The sequence below is a fragment of the Denitromonas ohlonensis genome, assembly GCF_007625205.1.
Taxonomy (GTDB): Bacteria; Pseudomonadota; Gammaproteobacteria; order Burkholderiales; family Rhodocyclaceae; genus Nitrogeniibacter; species Nitrogeniibacter ohlonensis.
The window spans coordinates 14,592-32,344 of the sequence record NZ_VMNI01000019.1 but is presented as its reverse complement, the minus strand read 5'-3'; the positions used below and the strand labels follow the sequence as shown (position 1 = coordinate 32,344).

The following is a 17,753-nucleotide window of genomic DNA, read 5'->3' as shown; positions in this document are numbered from 1 at the left end:
CGTCAAACCTCATCTCATCTCGACGCCCAGGGCATCGAGAAACTGCTCTTGTCGCTCCAGCGCCCGCAGCGCCTTGCCGCCCAACTCTTTGGCCACCAGATTGATCAGCCCCTCGCTGAACACCACGTAGGCGCCAATGCTGTTGCTGATGAAACTGCTCTGATGCGGGATGAAAAACGTGTGCCGGGCCCGCGCGGCCAAGGGGGATGCGCGCGAATCGGTCAGCGCAATCACCGCAACGCCCGCCTCGCTGGCCACCCGCGCCACCTCGACCACACGCCGGCTATAGGGTTTGACGCTGGACACCACCAGCACATCGTTCTTGCTCAATTGCGCCAGCCCTTCGGCCAGCCCCTGCCCTGGCATGTCCAGTTGCGACACCCCCGGTCGTACCAGGCTCAAGCCATACGAGATCAAACTGGTCACCGCGTGGATCTGCCGCACCCCAAACACCCGCACCCGCTGCGCACGCGCAAGCAGTCGCGCCGCCTGGCGCAGCTCGGCGGCATCGAGTTGGGAGAGAAAGCCATCCACATTGGCAATCGATTCACGCGCCAACTGGCCGACCACGCCGATGTAGTCGTCGCCGCCGGCATCGGCATCGATCAGGCGGTGGCCCTGGCGGCTATAGAAGTTGCCGTGCGCGCCGGCGATGCGGTCGCGAAACACATTCTGGAAGTCCGAAAACCCCGCGTAGCCCAGGCTGCGCACCAGGCGCGACAGCGTCGAAGCGTTGACCCCGAGCGTGCTCGCCAGCTCGGTAATCGAACGCACCGCCACTTCCTCGGGGCGATCCACCAGCCGCGCCACCACATCCAGCGCCTTCTTCCCCAAGGACACCGCAGCCTCGCCCCGCCGAATACACACCACCAACTCACGCAGCGCTTCCAGGCTACGCGGCGGGAGTGGCGGCTCAACAAGCTGCGCCGAAGAAAGCGGGGAATTCACGAGGGGGGGAAGCTCCTGATCAAGGCCGGAATTGATACCGCGCCAGCGCGCAATAAAATTTGCATCACGAAGAACAACATCAAGAATAATTGCATTTTGCTCGCCATGGCAAGTCGGCCGGGCCGGCGACGCAGGCGTAAAAACATCCATATGACATCGCTGCAGCGCAATGCATCGGCCGGGCTTCACCGCGGCGCCGCACACGCCTGGCCACACCCGTAAAGAATCATGCGTCCCCTTTGGCATATACTTCGCCACTCGATGACTGCCCATGGAATGACACCCCGCACATGGCCCGACGACGACGCAAATCGAAGGACTCCCCGCTCGACCTCGCCCTAGCTTCCGATTGGCGCTTCTCAGCCGTCATGGCCGGCGTGTGCTTCTTTGGCCCCAGAATCCTGAGCGCCATCCTCGACACATCGCCCCTGCTCAAAGGCCTGGGCACCGCCTTCTCGATGATTGGCACCGTGCTCGCTGCAGTGTTCGGCGCAATCGCCGTGATCAAACTGGGCAAACAGCTTCTCAAACCCCGCCCCTTGCCCGAGTGGCCCAGCCTCTCGCCGGCGGACCGCCAGATACTCAAAGGCACACCGCGCAGCGAGCCCAGCATTCGCGTCGCCCCGCGCGGGCCCGTGCCGACGCCCGCGGCCACGCCCGAAGCCTGGTCCATCGACGTGTTGCATCGCATTGAATGGAAGCGTTTCGAAGACCTGTGCTGCGCCTTTTATGTCGAAAAAGGCATTCGCGCGCGCACCACGGCGCTGGGGCCGGACGGTGGCGTAGACATTCATCTGTTTCAGGACGACGCCGCGCCCAGCCAGGCCACCGCCATCGTTCAATGCAAGGCACACAACAGCCGCATTGGCGTCAAACCGATCCGCGAGCTGCGCGGCGTGATGGTCCACGAGAAGGTCGACAAGGCCTTCTTCATGGCGCCCGGCGGCTTCACCGACGAGGCCCGCGCCTTTGCCACCGAACACCGCATTACCCTGCTCGACGCCAAACTGTTCTACGCCATGATCGCCCGCCTGCCCCCCGAGTCCCGCCAACGGCTGCTCGCGCTAGCCACCGATGGCGACTGGACCACGCCCACGTGCCCAAGCTGCGGCAAAAAGCTCGTCGCCCGCAACAGCAAGCGCGGGCCGCTGTGGGGCTGCCCGAGCTACCCACGCTGCAAGGGCATGATCCCAATGCGGCAGAGCGACGCCGCCGCGCGTGCGCCCGCCATGGAGATGTCCTGATGACAAAGACCTTGCTCACTTGCCTGCTGGCCGTGCTGTCCGCCAACGCCACGGCCGAGTCCATGCTGCACAGCGCCGGCAAGGCGCTTGGTCAGATCAGTACCGGCATTGCGGAGGGCGTGACCCAGCCGCTGCGTGAAACGCAGCCAGAGTGGGTGACCATCGCGCCGCGATCGAAGCAGGAATGCATCGCCGAGTCTGGCGGAGAGCTGAACACGATCTACATGCGCTGTCGCAACGGCCGCCAGGAATATATTCGCCACGACGCCGCGGGCCGCAAGCGCGTGCTGTCCGAGCGCCCGATTCCGCCGTACTAAAAAAAAAGCCCCAACACACGGTCGGGGCCATAAACCACGCAAGCGGGGGGGCTTGCGCGCTTTGGGCGCCATCCGGGTGATCCTGAGGGAGATCGGGACGGCGCCCTGGGAGCGTGTCCGGGCGGGGGAAGCCGCCGGGACGGGGTAGCTGGATCGCGCCTTAGCGCGGCAGACGGGCGATGGCTTCGATCTCGACGCGGGCGCCGGTCGGCAGGGCGACCACTTGCACGGTCGAACGCGCCGGGCGGTGCTCGCCGAAGCGCTTGGCAAACACGGCGTTCATGGCGGCGAACTCGCCGAGATCCGTCATGAACACGGTGACTTTGACCACGTCGGACAACGTGGCGCCGGCGCTGGTCACGATGCCCTCGAGGTTGTTGAACACTTGCTCGGTCTGTGCGGCGATATCGCCTTCGACCTTGGCGCCATCGGCGGTCAGCGGGATCTGGCCGGAGGTGAACAACAAGCCGTCGAGCGCGATGGCTTGCGAGTAGGGGCCGATGGCCTGCGGTGCTGCGGTCGTGGAAATAATCTTCATTGCGGGTTCTCCTTTGGTGCGTCAGTTTTTTTATTGGGTATCAGTCAACTGTAGCGGGCAACGGTCAGCCCTTCCATGCTGATGTCGGGCTGGCGGCCGCTGATCAGGTCGGCCATGACGCGGCCCGTGCCGGCGGCCATGGTCCAGCCCAGCGTGCCGTGCCCGGTGCTGAGGTAGAGGTTGCTGTAGCGCGTTTCGCCCAGAATCGGCGTGCCGTCCGGCGTCATCGGGCGCAGGCCGGTCCAGAATTCGGCCTTGCTCACATCGCCGCCTTTCGGGAACAAGTCAGTCACCACATGGTTGAGCGTCTTCTGGCGCGAGGCGTCGAGCGCCAGGTCGTAGCCCGACAGCTGCGCCGTGCCACCGACCCGGATGCGGTCGCCCAGACGGGTCACCGCCACCTTGTGGGTCTCGTCCATGATGGTCGACTCCGGCGCCATGGTGGCATCGGTGATCGGCACCGTGATCGAGAAGCCTTTGACCGGATACACCGGAATCTTGATGCCGATCGGCTTGAGCAACTGCGGCGAATAGCTGCCCAGCGCGAGGATGATCTTGTCGCCAGTGAGCACGCCCGCATCGGTGCGCACACCGGTCACGCGGTCGCCTTCGCAGTCGATGCCCTGAATGTTCACGCCAAAGCGGAACTTCACGCCCAGCGCCTCGGCCATCGTGGCGAGTGTCTGGGTGAACTTGAAGCAGTCGCCGGTCTCGTCGGCCGGCAGGCGCAGCGCGCCCACAAACTTGTGCTTCACCTGCGCCAGCGCCGGCTCGTATTGCAGATAGGCATCGCCCGCCAGCACCTGATAGGGCACACCGTATTGCTTGAGAACGTCGACATCCTTGCCCACGCTGTCGAGCTGCTTCTGGGTGCGGAACAACTGCAGCGTGCCCTGGGTGCGGTCGTCGTACTGGATGCCGGTGTCGGCGCGCAGCTGCTTGAGGCAATCGCGACTGTACTCGGCCAGACGCACCATGCGGCCCTTGTTGATGCCATAGCGCGCCTCCGTGCAGTTGCGCAGCATGGCCAAGCCCCAGCGCCACATGGCCGGATCGAGCATGGGCTTGATCACCAGCGGGCTGTGATGCATCAGCATCCACTTGACCGCCTTCACCGGCACGCCGGGGCCGGCCCACGGTGCCGAGTAGCCCGGCGACACCTCGCCCGCGTTGGCATAGCTCGTCTCCAGCGCCGGGCCGGGCTGCCGATCCACCACCGTCACCTCGTGCCCGGCCTTCGCCAGGTAATAGGCCATGGTGGTGCCAATCACGCCGCTACCAAGAATGAGGACTTGCATGAGGCCGCTCCGCCGCTGTGAATGAGGCAGCACCAAAGCGGCGCCGCAATGCTAGGTCAATTAGCAACCGCCATGCCAGAAGCAAAAAGGCAGGAAAACCAATCACTTGCGCGACATCGCCGCAGGCGCAGGTGCGGAATTGTGTATCGATATCAATACACCTCGGCTCAATGGCATGTCACCGACGGCTATTGACCATTACGAATCAAAACGTTGCAACAGCTGTACTGATATCCATACACTGTACGCAAATCAACACGGAAGCCGCCATGCGCATTGCCATCCTCTTTGCCGACCGCGTCGGCATCGCGCAGGAAATCCTCGCCGTCCTCGCCCAGCGCGCGCTCAGCGTGACCGCCGTCGAAGTCGAGCCGCCCTATATCTATATTGAAGCGCCGGCATTGGCGCAGGCCGATTTCGTCAAACTGCGCGGGCAACTGCAACAGGTGCGCGACGTGCAGTCGGTCGACGTGGTCGATATGCTCCCCGGCGCCCAGCGGCGGCTCTACCTCGCCGCCCTGCTCGCCTCCCAGGCCGACCCCGTGTTCGCCATCGACGCCCAGGGCCGCATCGTCATCGCCAACGGCGCCGCCGTCACCGCCTGTGGCATGCCCGAATCCGCGCTGCTCGCCACCACCATCCAGACCCTCATCGGCGACCCCAGCCTGCTCGACGTGCTGGTCGACGGCGGCTTTCACCTGCCCGTGCGCGAGATCGAAATCCACAGCGAACCCTACATGCTCGAAACCCTGCCGCTGCACGAAACCAGCGGCCGCGCCGCCGGCGCCGTGCTCACCTTGCACGCCCCCAGCCGCATGGGCGAACGCCTCAGCGCGCTGCAAAACCACAACGCCGGCGGCTTCGAAGCCATCCTCGGCAAATCGCCGGAAATCGAACAACTCAAACAGCGCGCCGCGCGCATGGCGCAAGTCGACGCCCCGCTGCTCATCACCGGCGAAACCGGCACCGGCAAAGAACTGCTCGCCCACGCCTGCCACGCCGGCAGCAGCCGCCACGCCGAACCCTTTTTCGCGCTCAACTGCGCCGCCCTGCCCGAGAGCCTCGCCGAGAGCGAACTCTTCGGCTACTCCCCCGGCGCCTTCACCGGCGCCCTGCGCGGCGGCAAGCCGGGCCTGCTCGAAATGGCCGACGGCGGCACCGTGTTTCTGGATGAGATCGGCGAAATGTCGCCCTACCTGCAAGCCAAGCTGCTGCGCTTTCTCAACGACGGCAGCTTCCGCCGCGTCGGCGGCGACCGCGAAGCCAAAGTCGACGTCCGCATCATCAGCGCCACCCACCGCCCGCTCGAAGCCATGGTCGAAGCCGGCCACTTCCGGCAAGACCTGCTCTTCCGCCTCAACGTGCTCAACCTGCACATGCCCGCCCTGCGCGACCGCCCCGGCGACATCCTCCCGCTCGCCGACACCTTCCTCGCCCGCGCCTGCGCCCAGGCCGCCCGCCCCGCCATGCGCCTGTCACCCACCGCCAAAGCCGCCCTGCTCGCCAACCGCTGGGTCGGCAACGTGCGCCAACTCCAAAACACCATCTTCCGCGCCGTCACCATGGCCGAACGCCTCGTCATCGACGCCGCCGACCTCGAACTCGCCGACGCCGCCACCCCGGCCGACACCACTGCCGACGGCGACATCACCACGCTTGACGCCGCCGTCGCCGACTTCGAAAAGTCGCTGCTCCAACGGCTTTACCGCGACTACCCGTCCAGCCGCCGGCTGGCCAAGCGGCTTGCAGCATCGCATTCGGCGATCGCGGTGAGGTTGAAGCGCTACGGGATTGGGTGACATCCGGCACACGACGCCGCTGCGCGCTTGTCCAGATCCGCAAAGCGGCGTTTAATCCTCATTAGGCGTCAATTTCAACTCGGTAGAGGTGCTCGGTGCCTGTGGAACAACAAGTCGATTTCCAGTCTGAGGGCGCAACGCTGCGAGGCGTTCTGATCACCCCAGACGACCACTCCGGGAAGTATCCAGTGGTTGTCATGGCTCACGGCACCTCGGCCACCATTCAGATGGTCGCAATCGAGTACGCCAGGGCCTTCGCCCAAGCAGGCATCGCCGCGTTGATCTATGACCACAGGAGCTTTGGCCGCAGCGGCGGAGAACCCCGCAGCGAGATTAACCCCTGGGTGCAGTGCCGCGGCTACGTCAGCGCCATAGACTTCGCTCTGGAGCTACCGCAGGTGAACCCCAGCAAGCTGGCACTATGGGGCGACAGCTACACGGGCGGTCAGGTCATGGTCGTCTCCGCGTGTGATGCACGGGCGAAGGTAATCGTCGCTCAATGCCCCGTGTTAGGCCCCAGTGCGCCAAGTTCCCCGCCGAGTATCGAGGCGATGCAGCAGATTCGGTCAACCTTGCAGACAGGCAACGTTCAGGGGACCCCTGACACAACGACTGGCCCGCTTCCTGTCGTCTCACCCAGTCAGTTGGCGTATCCGTCGCTGCTCGCGCCGATCCAGGCGTTCCGTTGGTTCCTCGACTACGGAGGTCGCCCGGGGTCCGGATGGATCAACGAAGCAAAGCGAGTTCTACCGCCGACCCCTGTTCTCTACAGCCCGTTCCTGTGCGCGCCGTACGTGCAGGCGAAGGTACTGTTCATGGTCGCGCCCGAGGACGAGATGGTTCATGCCAACTACAGCGTCGCTCAGCAAGCGTACGAGCTGATTCCCACCGAGAAACGCTGGTACGACATCCGCGGTGGTCACTTTGGCCTGCTCTATCACCCCGGAGAGCTCTTCAACGAAGCAATCGATGTTCAGGTCCACTACCTGCGCGCCGCGCTTGACGCCTAACGACTAAGGTTAGATCGTGATCGCGAAGCGAGCCACGATCTGAACCGTTTGTTGGACGAGCCCGCGTAGAACGCAATAGCCGAAGAACACAGCCCGCGTAGGGCGCAATAACCGAAGGGCATTGCGCCGTATGTCTCGCCCAATCCGCAAGGCACATCCGAAGCGGCACCCCCGGCCAACCCTCCAAGGCATTGGCGCGCCAACGAAATTTCGGCGCCCGCCGATCGGCAATCGCGTCTCTTCGAAAGGCATCGCGGCGGCAACCGTTGAATGGTGCAATGCCCTTCGGTTATTGCACCCTACGAAGGTGCGCGTTCCTCGGCATGTCACTCCAGACCATCCAACGCGTCTGCGTCGGCACTGCCCGCCCAATCCTGCGGATACACACCGACCGCCACCAGCCGATGGAAGGTTGAGTACGGCCAGTCGACTACACGTGACACATGCCCGTGCTTGACCGGGTTGAAGTGCAGGTAGTCCATGTGCGCCGCGAAATCGCGCTCATCGCGAATCAGGTGTTCCCAATAGCGCCGTTGCCACAACCCGCGCTCGCCTCTTGCCCGCCGCACGGTCGACCGGTGTTCGACGTCGGGCAGGCGCTTTGAAAACCCGGCCTTGATCAAGCGCCAGCGTGTGGCGAAGTTGGCGTCATTCGGGGGCAACTCGATCACGCAGTGCATGTGCTCTGGCAACACCACCCAACCGTGAATGACGAAGGTATGCCTTTGGCGGACATCCTGCACGACATCCCGTAGCATTTCGATGTGGCGGGTGAAGATGTCATTGTCGTGTCGCTGCAAGGCATTGACGGTGAAGAAGTAGGTGCCGCCGGGGTGCCGGGCGCGTCGGTAGTCGGGCATGCCGAAATAATGACAACGCCAAATCGATGAGGCAATCCCTTTGTAGGGTTCTACCCCGGTTCTTCCAGACATCGCCGCGACAACCGTTGAATGGTGCAATGCCCTTCGGTTATTGCACCCTACGGGAGGCGTTTGGCGCGTCGGGCGGAAGAGCGAAGCTTCATCCGCCATCTGTCATGGCTTCAGCCTCGTTCGGCGAAAGGCGTTGCGCTTTTCAAGGCGACGCGAGGCGCCAAGGTCAGCAGTTGCCTTTCTTGGCCTGCCCCGGCGGGCAGTGATAGCCCTTGTTCCCTTTGCGGCGGTGGTCGTCGTCGTAGTCACGGTGGTGGTGCTTTTTCCAATACACCGGATCGCGCCACACGCCACCATCCCAGTAGTAGCCGCGTCGGTCGCGGTCGCCGATGGAAACGGTAACGCCGCCGGCCTGGATTCGGACACTGTCGACGTCGATACGGACGTCCGACGCGTGGCTTAGCGCGGAGGCGCCAGCCAAGAACGCTGCGACAAGCACAATCTTCTTCATTCACTGCTCCGGGTCATGGGTCGTCCGTAGCGCGCTGCTACCGCTGATGAACGGTTCGCGCCGCCTGATTCTGCTAACGACATGGAAGGGGCGAAATTTACACCGCCTCGGCCTGAAGACGGTGACTGTTTGATCTCACGATGTATCGCGCGCTCAGGCCAGGCTGCTGGCGATGTAGTCCGACAGGCAGGCGGTAGCTTCGCTGGCCGACGCCGGCGCGGTGTGCAGGCGCACGTCCAGGCTCCCGATGGCGGGGAAGCCGTCGCGCTCGCCGAGCCGGCGCACGCCGTCCGGAATCGTGCTCTCGGCCAGCACGGTCACGCCAAGGCCGGCGCGCACGGCGGCGGTGATGCCGCTGTAGCTTGAGCTGGTGTAGGAAATCTGCCAGGGCATGGCGAGGCGATTGAGGTTGAGCAAGACGCGGCTGCGGTAGATGCACGGCGGCGGCGCGACCACCAGCGACAGCGGGCGTTCTTCGTGGCGCGCATGGTCCTGGCTGGTGACCCACACCAGCGGCTCGGTGAGCACTTTGACGCCGCTGGCGTCGTCCGGCCCGTCATGCAGGGCCACCACGAGATCAAACTCACCTTCGTCCATCCGCTTGAGCAGGTTCTTGGAGAGGTCGCAGGTGACTTCGAGCATCACCTTGGGGTGCGACTGGGCGAACTTGCCGAGGATGATCGGCAGCAGCGAGGCGGTGTATTCATGCGGCGCGCCGAGCCGCACGCTGCCGGCCACCTTGGGGCGAAACAGGCTGCTCACCGCTTCGTCGTTGAGCGCCAGCATGCGCCGCCCATAGTCGAGCAGCATCGTGCCCTGCTCGGTGAGTCGCACCCGATGCGAGCCGCGCACCAACAGGGGCGCGTCCAGCAAATCTTCCAGCCGGCGGATCTGTAGGCTGACGGCCGACTGGGTGCGCCCGACCGCCTCGGCGGCGCGGGTGAAGCTGCCGGTTTCGACGGTTTTGACAAAGGTGCGCAGCAAATCGGTGGGCAGGTTGAGCATGGCGACATTCCATTGACGTTGCCAATGATTTTATTGGAACTATCAACAATGACAATACACCGCCCGTCGTAGGATGGCCGGATCCCAGGCCCGAAGGCCGATCCGTCCACCCCGTCCACAGGAACGCCCATGTTCGACAAAACCATGCAAATCGCCGGCTACGACCCCGAGCTGTGGGGCGCCATCGAAGCCGAACGCCAGCGCCAGGAAGACCACATCGAGCTCATCGCCTCGGAAAACTATGCCAGCCCGCGCGTCATGCAGGCGCAGGGCACGGTGCTCACCAACAAATACGCCGAGGGCTATCCGCGCAAGCGCTACTACGGTGGCTGCGAGCATGTGGATGTGGTCGAGCAACTGGCCATCGACCGCGTCAAGCAACTGTTCGGCGCCGACTGGGCCAACGTGCAGCCGCACTCCGGCTCGCAGGCCAACGCGGCGGTGTATCTGGCGCTGATCAAGCCGGGCAACACCATCCTCGGTATGAGCCTGGCCCACGGCGGTCACCTCACCCACGGCGCCAAGGTGAACTTCTCGGGCAAGATCTTCAACGCGGTGCAGTACGGCGTGACCGACGAAGGCGTGATCGACTATGACGCGCTCGAAGCGCAGGCCGTTGCGTGCCAGCCGAAGATGATCGTCGCCGGCTTTTCGGCCTATGCCCGCCATCTGGACTTCCCGCGCTTTCGCGCGATTGCGGACAAGGTCGGCGCGCTGCTGTTTGTCGACATGGCGCATGTGGCCGGCCTGGTCGCCGCGGGGCTCTACCCCAACCCGGTGCCTTACGCCGACATCGTTACCAGCACCACCCACAAGACGCTGCGCGGCCCGCGCGGCGGCATTATCATTGGCCGCGCTAATACCCCCACCCAGGCCGAAATCGAAAAGAAGATCGCCTCCATGGTTTTCCCCGGCACCCAGGGCGGCCCACTGATGCATGTCATCGCTGCCAAGGCCGTGGCCTTCAAGGAAGCACTGGAGCCGGCCTTTGCCGACTACCAGAAAGACGTCATCGCCAACGCCCGCGCCATGGCGGCGGTGTTTGTCGAGCGCGGCTACAAGATCGTCTCCGGCGGCACCGACGACCACCTGTTTCTGGTCGATCTGATCGCCAAGGGCATGACCGGCAAGGCCGCCGACGCGGCCCTGGGCGCCGCGCACATCACGGTCAACATGAACACCGTGCCCAACGATCCGCAGTCGCCCTTCGTCACCAGCGGCATCCGCATCGGCGCGCCGGCGGTCACCACCCGCGGTTTCGGCATTAGCGAGGTGAGCGCACTGGCGGGCTGGATTTGTGACATCCTCGACGATATCGAAAACCCGGCCGTGATCGATGCGGTGCGCGCCAAGGTCGCCGAGGTGTGCGCGCGCTTTCCGGTGTACGGCCGCTGAATCGGAGCGAGCAGCCATGGCCATCAGCGTATTCGACCTGTTCAAGATCGGCATCGGTCCGTCGTCCTCCCACACCGTGGGGCCGATGCGGGCGGCCATGCTGTTTGCCACCGCCCTGAAAGACGCCGGCGCGCTGGGCCGCGTTGCCAGCGTCAAGGCCGAGCTGTTTGGCTCGCTCGGCGCCACCGGCAAAGGCCACGGCAGTGACAAGGCGGTGCTGCTCGGTCTCGAAGGCGAAGCGCCGGACGTGGTCGACGTTGAGCAGATCGACGGCAAGCTCGAGCGCATCCGCGGCGAGCGCCGCCTATTGCTCGCCGGCGAGCACGCCATCGACTTCATCGAGCGCGAGCACCTCGTCATGCACCGGCGCACCTCGCTGCCCTACCACCCCAACGGCATGCGCATCAGTGCCTTCGATGCGGCCGGCGAGGTGGTCAAAGAGAAGGTGTATTACTCGGTGGGCGGCGGTTTCGTGGTCGACGAAGCCGCCGCCGGTGCCGACCGCATCGTGGCCGACACCACCCGGGTCACCCACCCCTTCAATAGCGCGGCCGACCTGCTGGCGCATTGCCGCGACAAGCGCATCCCGATCAGCCAGGTGATGCTCGAAAACGAGCGCGCCTGGCGCACCGACGCCGAGACCCGCGCCGGCCTGCTCAACATCTGGGAGGTGATGCAAAAATGCGTGCGCCGCGGCTGCGAGCAAGAGGGCGTCATGCCCGGCGGCCTGAAGGTCAAGCGTCGTGCCGCCGGCCTCTACCGCAAGCTGTCGAGCGCCCCCGAAGCCGGCATGCGCGACCCGCTCACCACGCTCGACTGGGTCAATCTCTACGCCCTGGCGGTGAATGAAGAAAACGCGGTCGGCGGCCGCGTGGTGACCGCGCCCACCAACGGCGCCGCCGGCATCGTGCCCGCCGTGCTGCACTACTACAGTCGCTTCGTGCCCAACGCGACCGAAGACGGCGTGATCCGCTTTTTGCTCACCGCCGCGGCGATCGGCATTCTCTACAAAGAAAACGCCTCCATCTCCGGTGCCGAAGTCGGCTGCCAGGGCGAGGTCGGCGTGGCCTGCTCGATGGCCGCCGGCGCGCTGGCCGAAGTGCTGGGCGGCACGCCCGAGCAGGTCGAGAACGCCGCCGAGATCGGCATGGAGCACAACCTCGGCCTGACCTGTGACCCCATCGGCGGGCTGGTGCAAGTGCCCTGCATCGAGCGCAACGCGATGGGATCGATCAAGGCCATCAACGCCGCGCGCATGGCCTTGCGCGGCGACGGCACGCACTTCGTGTCGCTCGACAAGGTGATCCGTACCATGCGCCAGACCGGCGCCGACATGAAAACCAAATACAAGGAAACCGCGCGCGGCGGCCTGGCGGTGAACATCATCGAGTGCTGAGCGCACCGACCGCCTGACGCTGGCCGGCACCAACGCACGCCATGCCGCGATGAACGATAATCGCGCATGGCCCGTCGCTCCCCCTCCGCTCCCAACCGCCCTGTCGGCTCCCGCAAAGTCTCAACCCTGCGGGGTCTGTGGCCGTTTCTGCGCCCTTACCGCCCCCGCATCGCGCTCGCCTTTGTGCTGCTGTGCCTGGCCTCGGCCACACTGCTGATGGTGCCGCTGGCCTTTCGCGATCTCATCGACGCGGGCTTCGGCAACACGGCACAGCCCCCGTCCGGCCTGCTCGGCGGCCTGAGCCTCAACGACCACTTTCTGGCCTTGTTTGCGCTGGCCAGCGTGTGGGCGCTGGCCGTGGCCGGGCGCTACTACACGGTGTCGTGGATCGGCGAGCGCGCCACCGCCGACCTGCGCAGCGCGGTGTACGCGCGCGTGCTGAGGCAGTCGCCGCAGTTCTTCGAGACCACCCAGACCGGCGAAGTGCTGTCGCGCCTGACCGGCGACACCACGCTGATCCAGACCGTGGTTGGCAGCTCGATCTCGATGGGCCTGCGCAGCCTGTTCCAGTTTGTCGGCGGCATGGTCATGCTGGCCGTCACCAGCTTTCATCTGTTTTCGCTCAACCTCGGGCTGATGGCCCTGCTCGCCCTGCCGATCTTCGTCATTGGCCGCAAGGTGCGTGCGCTCTCGCGCGAGTCGCAAGACCGCATCGCCGACGCCTCGGCGCTGGCCGGCGAAATCCTCAACGCCATGCCCACCGTGCAGGCCTACACGCAGGAGCCGGCCGAAGCCAGCCGCTTTGCCGAGCGCACCGAAACCAGCTTCGTCACGGCCATCCGCCGCACCCGGGTGCGCGCCGCGCTCACCGCGCTGATCATCACCGCCATCATGGGCACCATCATTTTTGTGCTGTGGATCGGCGCGCAGCAGGTCGCCGCCGGCAGCATGACCGAAGGCCAGCTCTTCTCCTTTGTGCTCTATGCCGCGCTGGTGGCGGGCGGCGTGGGCACGCTGGCCGAAGTGTGGGGTGACGCGATGCGTGCCGCCGGCGCCACCGAGCGCCTGCTCGAACTGCTGCACGCCGAGCCCGCCATCCACGAAACCGCCACGCCAATCACGCCCGCCGCCTCGCCACAAGCCGCGATCCGCTTCGAGCATGTGCGCTTTGCCTACCCCGCCCGCCCGCAACTCAACGCGCTCGACGACATCTGCCTCGACATCGCACCGGGCGAGTCGGTGGCGCTGGTCGGCCCCTCGGGCGCCGGCAAAACCACGCTGTTCCAGTTGCTGCTGCGCTATTACGATGTGTCTGACGGCAGCATCGCCATCAACGGCCAGGACATCCGCCAGCTCAGCCTGCACGCGCTGCGCAAGGACATCGCCATCGTGCCGCAAGACCCGGTGATCTTCTCGGCCAGCGCGATGGAAAACATCCGCTACGGCCGCAGCGACGCCAGCGACGACGAGGTGATCCAGGCCGCCCGCGCGGCACGGGTCGATGAGTTCATCGACCGCCTGCCCGAGGGCTACCAGACCTTTCTGGGCGAGCGCGGCACCCGCCTGTCGGGCGGTCAGCGCCAGCGCATCGCCATTGCCCGCGCCATGCTCAAGGGCGCCCGTCTGCTGATGCTCGACGAGGCCACCAGCGCGCTCGACGCCGAATCGGAAATCCTCGTTCAGCAAGGCCTGGCCGCCGCCATGGCCGGGCGCACCACGCTGATCATCGCCCACCGTCTGGCGACGGTGCAGCAGGTCGATCGCATCGTGGTGATGGACGCTGGGCGCATCGTTGAAATCGGCACGCCGGACGACCTGCGCCGACAAGGCGGGCTGTATGCCCGGCTGGCATCGCTACAGCTGGATCTGTAACAACGCGCCCTCAGGCCGCCAGCATCACCCGATTTCGCCCGCCCGACTTGGCCTCGTAGAGCGCCTTGTCGGCGCGCTGAAACAGGGTTTCCATGTCGTCGCGCAGGCTGCGCTTGGCGATGCCGATTGAAATGGTGAATTGGGAAATCGCCATCTTGTCGTGGCGACGGATCAGGCGCAGCTTCTCGATGGTCTCGCGGATCGATTCCGCAATGCCCTTGGCCTCATCCGCGGAACTGCGCGGCAGCAGCACGGCAAACTCTTCACCGCCATAGCGTACCGGCACCGCACCGGTGGGGATCAGCCGCTTGACGGTCTGAGCCACCTTGCGGATCACCACATCGCCCACGGCATGGCCGTAGGTGTCGTTGATGCGTTTGAAGTGATCGATGTCGAGCACCAGCATGGCCGCCTGGCCCTCAACGTCTTCGCCCAGCACCCGCGACATCTCCACTTCCATACCGCGACGATTGAGCAGGCCGGTGAGCGGGTCGGTCATGGTTTCGCGGCGATGCTTTTCAAGTTCGCTGCGCAACTGCCGGGCTTCCTGGTCGGCGGTTTCGAGGTTTTTCTTGAGCACATCATTGGTCTCGCTGGCCTTGAGCGCCGATTCGAGCAGGCTTTGCGCCACCTGCTTGAGATGCAGCGCGTCGCTGGACTGGCCAACTTTGCCGATATTTTCCTGCAAGGACGCCTGGTATTCCAACGAGCCCTGGTCGGCCGTACGCAGGCTGTCCATCAAGCCGTCAAGCAAGCGCTCGACATCGGAACCCACGCCACGAAAACGGCGGATCGCCTCAGCCGCGAGATACTCCTCATAGAGCTCACCCACAAAAAAGGCATCCAGTGGTTTGCCCGCAGCCAACTGCCCATCGACCGCCGCGCAGATTTCCTGATGCTTGCCATCGAAATACGCATGCACAACGGCATAGTGCACCGGCGTCGTACTCAAGCGGTGCACAAACAGGAAGTCAATGACCCGAAAGGCGACGTCATCTTCCCGCACTGCCGCATCCATCGGGGTGGCTGAAGAATCCATGTCGGACGTCGTCATACGGGCCTCGTCGAATATTGCATTTCGCTACTACAGATGCTGGCTTGGCGTATGCGCCAATCATCCGTTGGTGATAGCGCAAAAAAATCTGACGCATTATGACAGAGATGCCTCCATCATCACCATACCAAGGACGCGGTTAATGGCATTGCAGTGCACTACGCCCGACGCTGGATTATGCTATTGCTCTCATCCATTTGGCCGAGCGCCGCCATGGCCCAGCACACGCCCTACCTCGACACGCCGCTCACCCGCCAGACGGTCGACGCACTCGATCAGCCGACCGTGCTCGACTTCGGCGCGAACTGGTGCGGCTACTGCCTTGGCGCCAGCGCCATGGTACAAGCCGCGCTGGCGCGACACCCGGACGTGCAGCATATCCGGGTAGAAGACGGCCCGGGCCGGCGCCTCGGGCGCAGCTTCACTGTGCGACTGTGGCCGACGCTAGTGTTTCTGAAAAACGGCCAGGAAGTCGCCCGACTGGTGCGCCCGGAAGACGCCGCCGCCCTTGAGCAGGCACTGGCACTGCTCGACGCCAACGCGTGAGCCCGCCCGATTTCAGCGCGCTCGACGCCGTCGGGCTCAACCTGCAGGCGGTCTTCAACCTCGCCGAACTGCCCGCCCCCCTGCGCGAGCGCGTGCTGCACGCCACGTGTCCGCAAGCGGGCTTTCAACAACTTATCCTCATCGGCAACGCCGGGCCTGCGCTATGGCGAGCGCTCTGTGCCGACGACATCGACGGCGACGATCCGATCGATGCGTTCAGTGTGCGCGAGGTCAACCGGTGGTTCGAACAGCGGCACCCGGGCCGCACCCAGCATCGCCTCTACCCCGGCAATGCCCCGGTCAACCTGCAGCAACTCGGACAACACGCCGGCTGGCACCATGACAGCCCATTCAAGGTCGGCATCCAGGCCGAATTGGGCACCTGGTTTGCCTATCGGGTGGCCTTGCTCACCAACACCACACTCCGCACCACCACGCCCCTGCGCACCCGGTCGCCCTGCCGCGACTGCGCCGACACGCCCTGCATCACCACCTGCCCGGCGGACGCGATGGCCGGCGGAGGCTTTGCACTCGACGCCTGCATCGACTATCGCCAGCAGCCCGGCTCACGCTGTGCCGACACCTGTGTCGCGCGGCTGGCCTGCCCTGTCGGCGAAGCGCGCCGCTACGACACGGCGCAGATCCGGCATGTCTATTCGAATTCGCTGCGCATGATCCGACACTATCGCGCGACGCAGGCCTGACACCCCGACAGGGCGCCGCTCACTGGCATTTCCCCGGCGCCAGCGCCGTGATGCGCTGATAGCCCGAGCCGTCGGTCGCGTAGGCCTGAATCCACGGCGAGCCACGACCGATCTGGCAGGCGCCGACCTCGGCGCGGCAATCGCCGGCTGCACCGCACTGGGTGTAGCAGCTCTTGGTGCTGATGCCGCACACCCGCCCCGCCAGCTGGCACTTGTTGCCTGAATTGAGCTGGTACTCGCGGGACTTGCCACGCGCCGTCCACATCACCACGTATTTGTAGGTCGCCTTGCCATCACACATCGGCTGGCTCTGCGCCAAGCCCAGATCCACCCGGGGCACCGCCGCCGTCACCGGCCCGCCCAGCCCCAAGGCCAGGCTCAGCCACAAGGCACCGAGCCCCCATCGCCACGGTTTCATCTCGCTCTCCTCACATCATCCGGCCGCGGACAGGACGTCCGCCGCCGTGGTCGAGGGCACGGCCAGGGGCCGCGGGGGTCGATGGTCATGGACTCGATCAGGGCGGCGCCCGACGCATTGAGGGCGCCTGTTTTTACTACTAGATCACCGGCGCTCAACTTGCCAGTGCGACGTGCATTGCTGCCGTGAGCGGGCGACTCAGCGTGGCCGCTGCATGCGAAACAGCTGCGCCGGACCAATCGAAAAGTAGTCGCCCGCCCCGCCGCCGCGTAACACGTGGCCGGCATTGGCGGTGTCGTAGATGCCGTCCTTGAGCAGCGCGCGGTCGATGTGCACCGCCACCACCTCGCCCAGCACCAGCCAGGTCGGCACGGTTTCGCCGGCCGCACTTTGCAGCTGAATGATCTGGGTGCGGCGACACTCGAAGCTCACCGGACTCTCGGCGACACGCGGCACCGCGATCAGGCGCGACGCCACCGGCGTGAGCCCGGCCAGCGCAAACTCATCAACCTCGGGCGGCACCGCTGCGCAACTCTGGTTCATCGCCTCGGCCAGCTCGCGCGTCGCCAGATTCCAGGCGAACTCGCCGGTCTGCTCGATATTGCGCACCGTGTCCTTGTAGCCGGTGGACGCGAAGCCGATGATCGGCGGCGTGTAGTTGAAGGCATTGAAGAAGCTGTAGGGCGCCAGGTTGAGCACGCCGTCGGCGCTGCGCGACGAAATCCACCCGATCGGCCGCGGGCCGACGATGGCGTTGAAGGGGTCATGCGGCAGGCCGTGGCCCAGACGCGGTTCGTAGAAGTGTTCGGTGTCGGACATGCGAGTC

Annotated in this window: 18 protein-coding genes; 9 read left to right on the top strand and 9 right to left on the bottom strand. The window is 65.1% G+C overall.

Annotated features, from left to right (window positions below):
* Positions 1-9: 9 nt before the first annotated feature.
* The gene (locus FHP89_RS17385; protein ID WP_222105434.1) at positions 10-948 is read right to left on the bottom strand and encodes a MurR/RpiR family transcriptional regulator; all 939 of its coding nucleotides are present in this window, start codon (positions 946-948) and stop codon (positions 10-12) included.
* A 290-nt stretch (positions 949-1,238) separates the two neighbouring features.
* Here FHP89_RS17385 and FHP89_RS17380 point away from each other — a divergent pair, with 290 nt between their 5' ends.
* Both FHP89_RS17380 and FHP89_RS17375 read left to right on the top strand, forming a co-directional pair.
* Positions 1,239-2,192: a restriction endonuclease gene (locus tag FHP89_RS17380; protein ID WP_144178280.1), complete on the top strand. Its 954-nt coding sequence runs from the start codon at positions 1,239-1,241 to the stop codon at positions 2,190-2,192.
* Positions 2,192-2,509, top strand: a complete 318-nt coding sequence (locus FHP89_RS17375; protein ID WP_144178278.1) for a hypothetical protein — start codon at positions 2,192-2,194, stop codon at positions 2,507-2,509. The genes FHP89_RS17380 and FHP89_RS17375 overlap by 1 nt, the downstream gene beginning before the upstream one ends.
* Before the next feature lie 160 nt (positions 2,510-2,669).
* Here the strand turns inward: FHP89_RS17375 and FHP89_RS17370 are convergent, their stop codons facing one another.
* Both FHP89_RS17370 and FHP89_RS17365 read right to left on the bottom strand, forming a co-directional pair.
* Complete coding sequence (locus FHP89_RS17370; RefSeq protein ID WP_144178276.1) at positions 2,670-3,047, bottom strand: RidA family protein; 378 nt, start codon at positions 3,045-3,047, stop codon at positions 2,670-2,672.
* 44 nt (positions 3,048-3,091) lie between these two features.
* A complete protein-coding gene (locus FHP89_RS17365) occupies positions 3,092-4,345 on the bottom strand; it encodes a D-amino acid dehydrogenase (RefSeq protein WP_144178274.1) in 1,254 nt (417 codons plus the stop codon).
* A gap of 269 nt (positions 4,346-4,614) precedes the next feature.
* On the opposite strand from FHP89_RS17365, the gene FHP89_RS17360 reads away from it, so the two are divergent.
* The gene (locus FHP89_RS17360) at positions 4,615-6,144 is read left to right on the top strand and encodes a sigma-54-dependent transcriptional regulator (protein WP_144178272.1); all 1,530 of its coding nucleotides are present in this window, start codon (positions 4,615-4,617) and stop codon (positions 6,142-6,144) included.
* Between the two features lie 101 nt (positions 6,145-6,245).
* Positions 6,246-7,154 carry an alpha/beta hydrolase gene (locus FHP89_RS17355; RefSeq protein ID WP_186300318.1) on the top strand — a complete coding sequence of 303 codons (909 nt, stop codon included), beginning with the start codon at positions 6,246-6,248 and terminating at the stop codon, positions 7,152-7,154.
* Positions 7,155-7,480: 326 nt separating this feature from the next.
* Here the strand turns inward: FHP89_RS17355 and FHP89_RS17350 are convergent, their stop codons facing one another.
* The 3 genes from FHP89_RS17350 to FHP89_RS17340 all read right to left on the bottom strand — a co-directional run bounded on the left by FHP89_RS17350 (position 7,481) and on the right by FHP89_RS17340 (position 9,542).
* Positions 7,481-8,014 (bottom strand): REP-associated tyrosine transposase, encoded by a 534-nt coding sequence (locus FHP89_RS17350; RefSeq protein ID WP_144178266.1) that lies wholly within the window; start codon positions 8,012-8,014, stop codon positions 7,481-7,483.
* A 238-nt stretch (positions 8,015-8,252) separates the two neighbouring features.
* Entirely contained in the window at positions 8,253-8,537 is a 285-nt protein-coding gene (locus FHP89_RS17345) for a DUF2502 domain-containing protein (RefSeq protein ID WP_144178258.1), read from the bottom strand.
* Between the two features lie 153 nt (positions 8,538-8,690).
* Positions 8,691-9,542, bottom strand: coding sequence for a LysR substrate-binding domain-containing protein (locus FHP89_RS17340; RefSeq protein ID WP_144178256.1), 852 nt, complete (start codon positions 9,540-9,542; stop codon positions 8,691-8,693).
* 129 nt (positions 9,543-9,671) lie between these two features.
* Here FHP89_RS17340 and glyA point away from each other — a divergent pair, with 129 nt between their 5' ends.
* The 3 genes from glyA to FHP89_RS17325 all read left to right on the top strand — a co-directional run bounded on the left by glyA (position 9,672) and on the right by FHP89_RS17325 (position 14,205).
* Positions 9,672-10,937: a serine hydroxymethyltransferase gene (glyA, locus tag FHP89_RS17335; protein ID WP_144178254.1), complete on the top strand. Its 1,266-nt coding sequence runs from the start codon at positions 9,672-9,674 to the stop codon at positions 10,935-10,937.
* A gap of 16 nt (positions 10,938-10,953) precedes the next feature.
* Positions 10,954-12,333 carry an L-serine ammonia-lyase gene (locus FHP89_RS17330; RefSeq protein WP_144178252.1) on the top strand — a complete coding sequence of 460 codons (1,380 nt, stop codon included), beginning with the start codon at positions 10,954-10,956 and terminating at the stop codon, positions 12,331-12,333.
* A gap of 66 nt (positions 12,334-12,399) precedes the next feature.
* Positions 12,400-14,205, top strand: coding sequence for an ABC transporter transmembrane domain-containing protein (locus FHP89_RS17325; protein ID WP_144178245.1), 1,806 nt, complete (start codon positions 12,400-12,402; stop codon positions 14,203-14,205).
* Between the two features lie 10 nt (positions 14,206-14,215).
* Here FHP89_RS17325 and FHP89_RS17320 read toward each other — a convergent pair whose 3' ends face one another.
* Positions 14,216-15,259, bottom strand: coding sequence for a GGDEF domain-containing protein (locus FHP89_RS17320; RefSeq protein WP_144178243.1), 1,044 nt, complete (start codon positions 15,257-15,259; stop codon positions 14,216-14,218).
* A 213-nt stretch (positions 15,260-15,472) separates the two neighbouring features.
* Here FHP89_RS17320 and FHP89_RS17315 point away from each other — a divergent pair, with 213 nt between their 5' ends.
* Both FHP89_RS17315 and FHP89_RS17310 read left to right on the top strand, forming a co-directional pair.
* The gene (locus tag FHP89_RS17315) at positions 15,473-15,805 is read left to right on the top strand and encodes a thioredoxin family protein (RefSeq protein WP_144178241.1); all 333 of its coding nucleotides are present in this window, start codon (positions 15,473-15,475) and stop codon (positions 15,803-15,805) included.
* The gene (locus FHP89_RS17310; RefSeq protein ID WP_144178239.1) at positions 15,802-16,509 is read left to right on the top strand and encodes a hypothetical protein; all 708 of its coding nucleotides are present in this window, start codon (positions 15,802-15,804) and stop codon (positions 16,507-16,509) included. The genes FHP89_RS17315 and FHP89_RS17310 overlap by 4 nt, the downstream gene beginning before the upstream one ends.
* A gap of 19 nt (positions 16,510-16,528) precedes the next feature.
* Here FHP89_RS17310 and FHP89_RS17305 read toward each other — a convergent pair whose 3' ends face one another.
* Together FHP89_RS17305 and FHP89_RS17300 are read right to left on the bottom strand one after the other, a co-directional pair.
* Positions 16,529-16,927, bottom strand: coding sequence for a hypothetical protein (locus FHP89_RS17305; protein ID WP_144178237.1), 399 nt, complete (start codon positions 16,925-16,927; stop codon positions 16,529-16,531).
* A 198-nt stretch (positions 16,928-17,125) separates the two neighbouring features.
* The gene (locus FHP89_RS17300) at positions 17,126-17,746 is read right to left on the bottom strand and encodes a flavin reductase family protein (RefSeq protein WP_144178235.1); all 621 of its coding nucleotides are present in this window, start codon (positions 17,744-17,746) and stop codon (positions 17,126-17,128) included.
* Between the last annotated feature and the right edge of the window lie 7 nt (positions 17,747-17,753).

Excerpts from the sequence above, each read along its gene's own strand:
- FHP89_RS17380 (WP_144178280.1), top strand. The coding sequence starts at position 1,239 with ATGGCCCGACGACGACGCAAATCGAAGGACTCCCCGCTCGACCTCGCC.
- FHP89_RS17375 (WP_144178278.1), top strand. The coding sequence starts at position 2,192 with ATGACAAAGACCTTGCTCACTTGCCTGCTGGCCGTGCTGTCCGCCAAC.
- FHP89_RS17370 (WP_144178276.1), bottom strand. The coding sequence starts at position 3,047 with ATGAAGATTATTTCCACGACCGCAGCACCGCAGGCCATCGGCCCCTAC.
- FHP89_RS17365 (WP_144178274.1), bottom strand. The coding sequence starts at position 4,345 with ATGCAAGTCCTCATTCTTGGTAGCGGCGTGATTGGCACCACCATGGCC.
- FHP89_RS17360 (WP_144178272.1), top strand. The coding sequence starts at position 4,615 with ATGCGCATTGCCATCCTCTTTGCCGACCGCGTCGGCATCGCGCAGGAA.
- FHP89_RS17350 (WP_144178266.1), bottom strand. The coding sequence starts at position 8,014 with ATGCCCGACTACCGACGCGCCCGGCACCCCGGCGGCACCTACTTCTTC.
- FHP89_RS17345 (WP_144178258.1), bottom strand. The coding sequence starts at position 8,537 with ATGAAGAAGATTGTGCTTGTCGCAGCGTTCTTGGCTGGCGCCTCCGCG.
- FHP89_RS17340 (WP_144178256.1), bottom strand. The coding sequence starts at position 9,542 with ATGCTCAACCTGCCCACCGATTTGCTGCGCACCTTTGTCAAAACCGTC.
- glyA (WP_144178254.1), top strand. The coding sequence starts at position 9,672 with ATGTTCGACAAAACCATGCAAATCGCCGGCTACGACCCCGAGCTGTGG.
- FHP89_RS17330 (WP_144178252.1), top strand. The coding sequence starts at position 10,954 with ATGGCCATCAGCGTATTCGACCTGTTCAAGATCGGCATCGGTCCGTCG.
- FHP89_RS17325 (WP_144178245.1), top strand. The coding sequence starts at position 12,400 with ATGGCCCGTCGCTCCCCCTCCGCTCCCAACCGCCCTGTCGGCTCCCGC.
- FHP89_RS17320 (WP_144178243.1), bottom strand. The coding sequence starts at position 15,259 with ATGACGACGTCCGACATGGATTCTTCAGCCACCCCGATGGATGCGGCA.
- FHP89_RS17315 (WP_144178241.1), top strand. The coding sequence starts at position 15,473 with ATGGCCCAGCACACGCCCTACCTCGACACGCCGCTCACCCGCCAGACG.
- FHP89_RS17305 (WP_144178237.1), bottom strand. The coding sequence starts at position 16,927 with ATGAAACCGTGGCGATGGGGGCTCGGTGCCTTGTGGCTGAGCCTGGCC.
- FHP89_RS17300 (WP_144178235.1), bottom strand. The coding sequence starts at position 17,746 with ATGTCCGACACCGAACACTTCTACGAACCGCGTCTGGGCCACGGCCTG.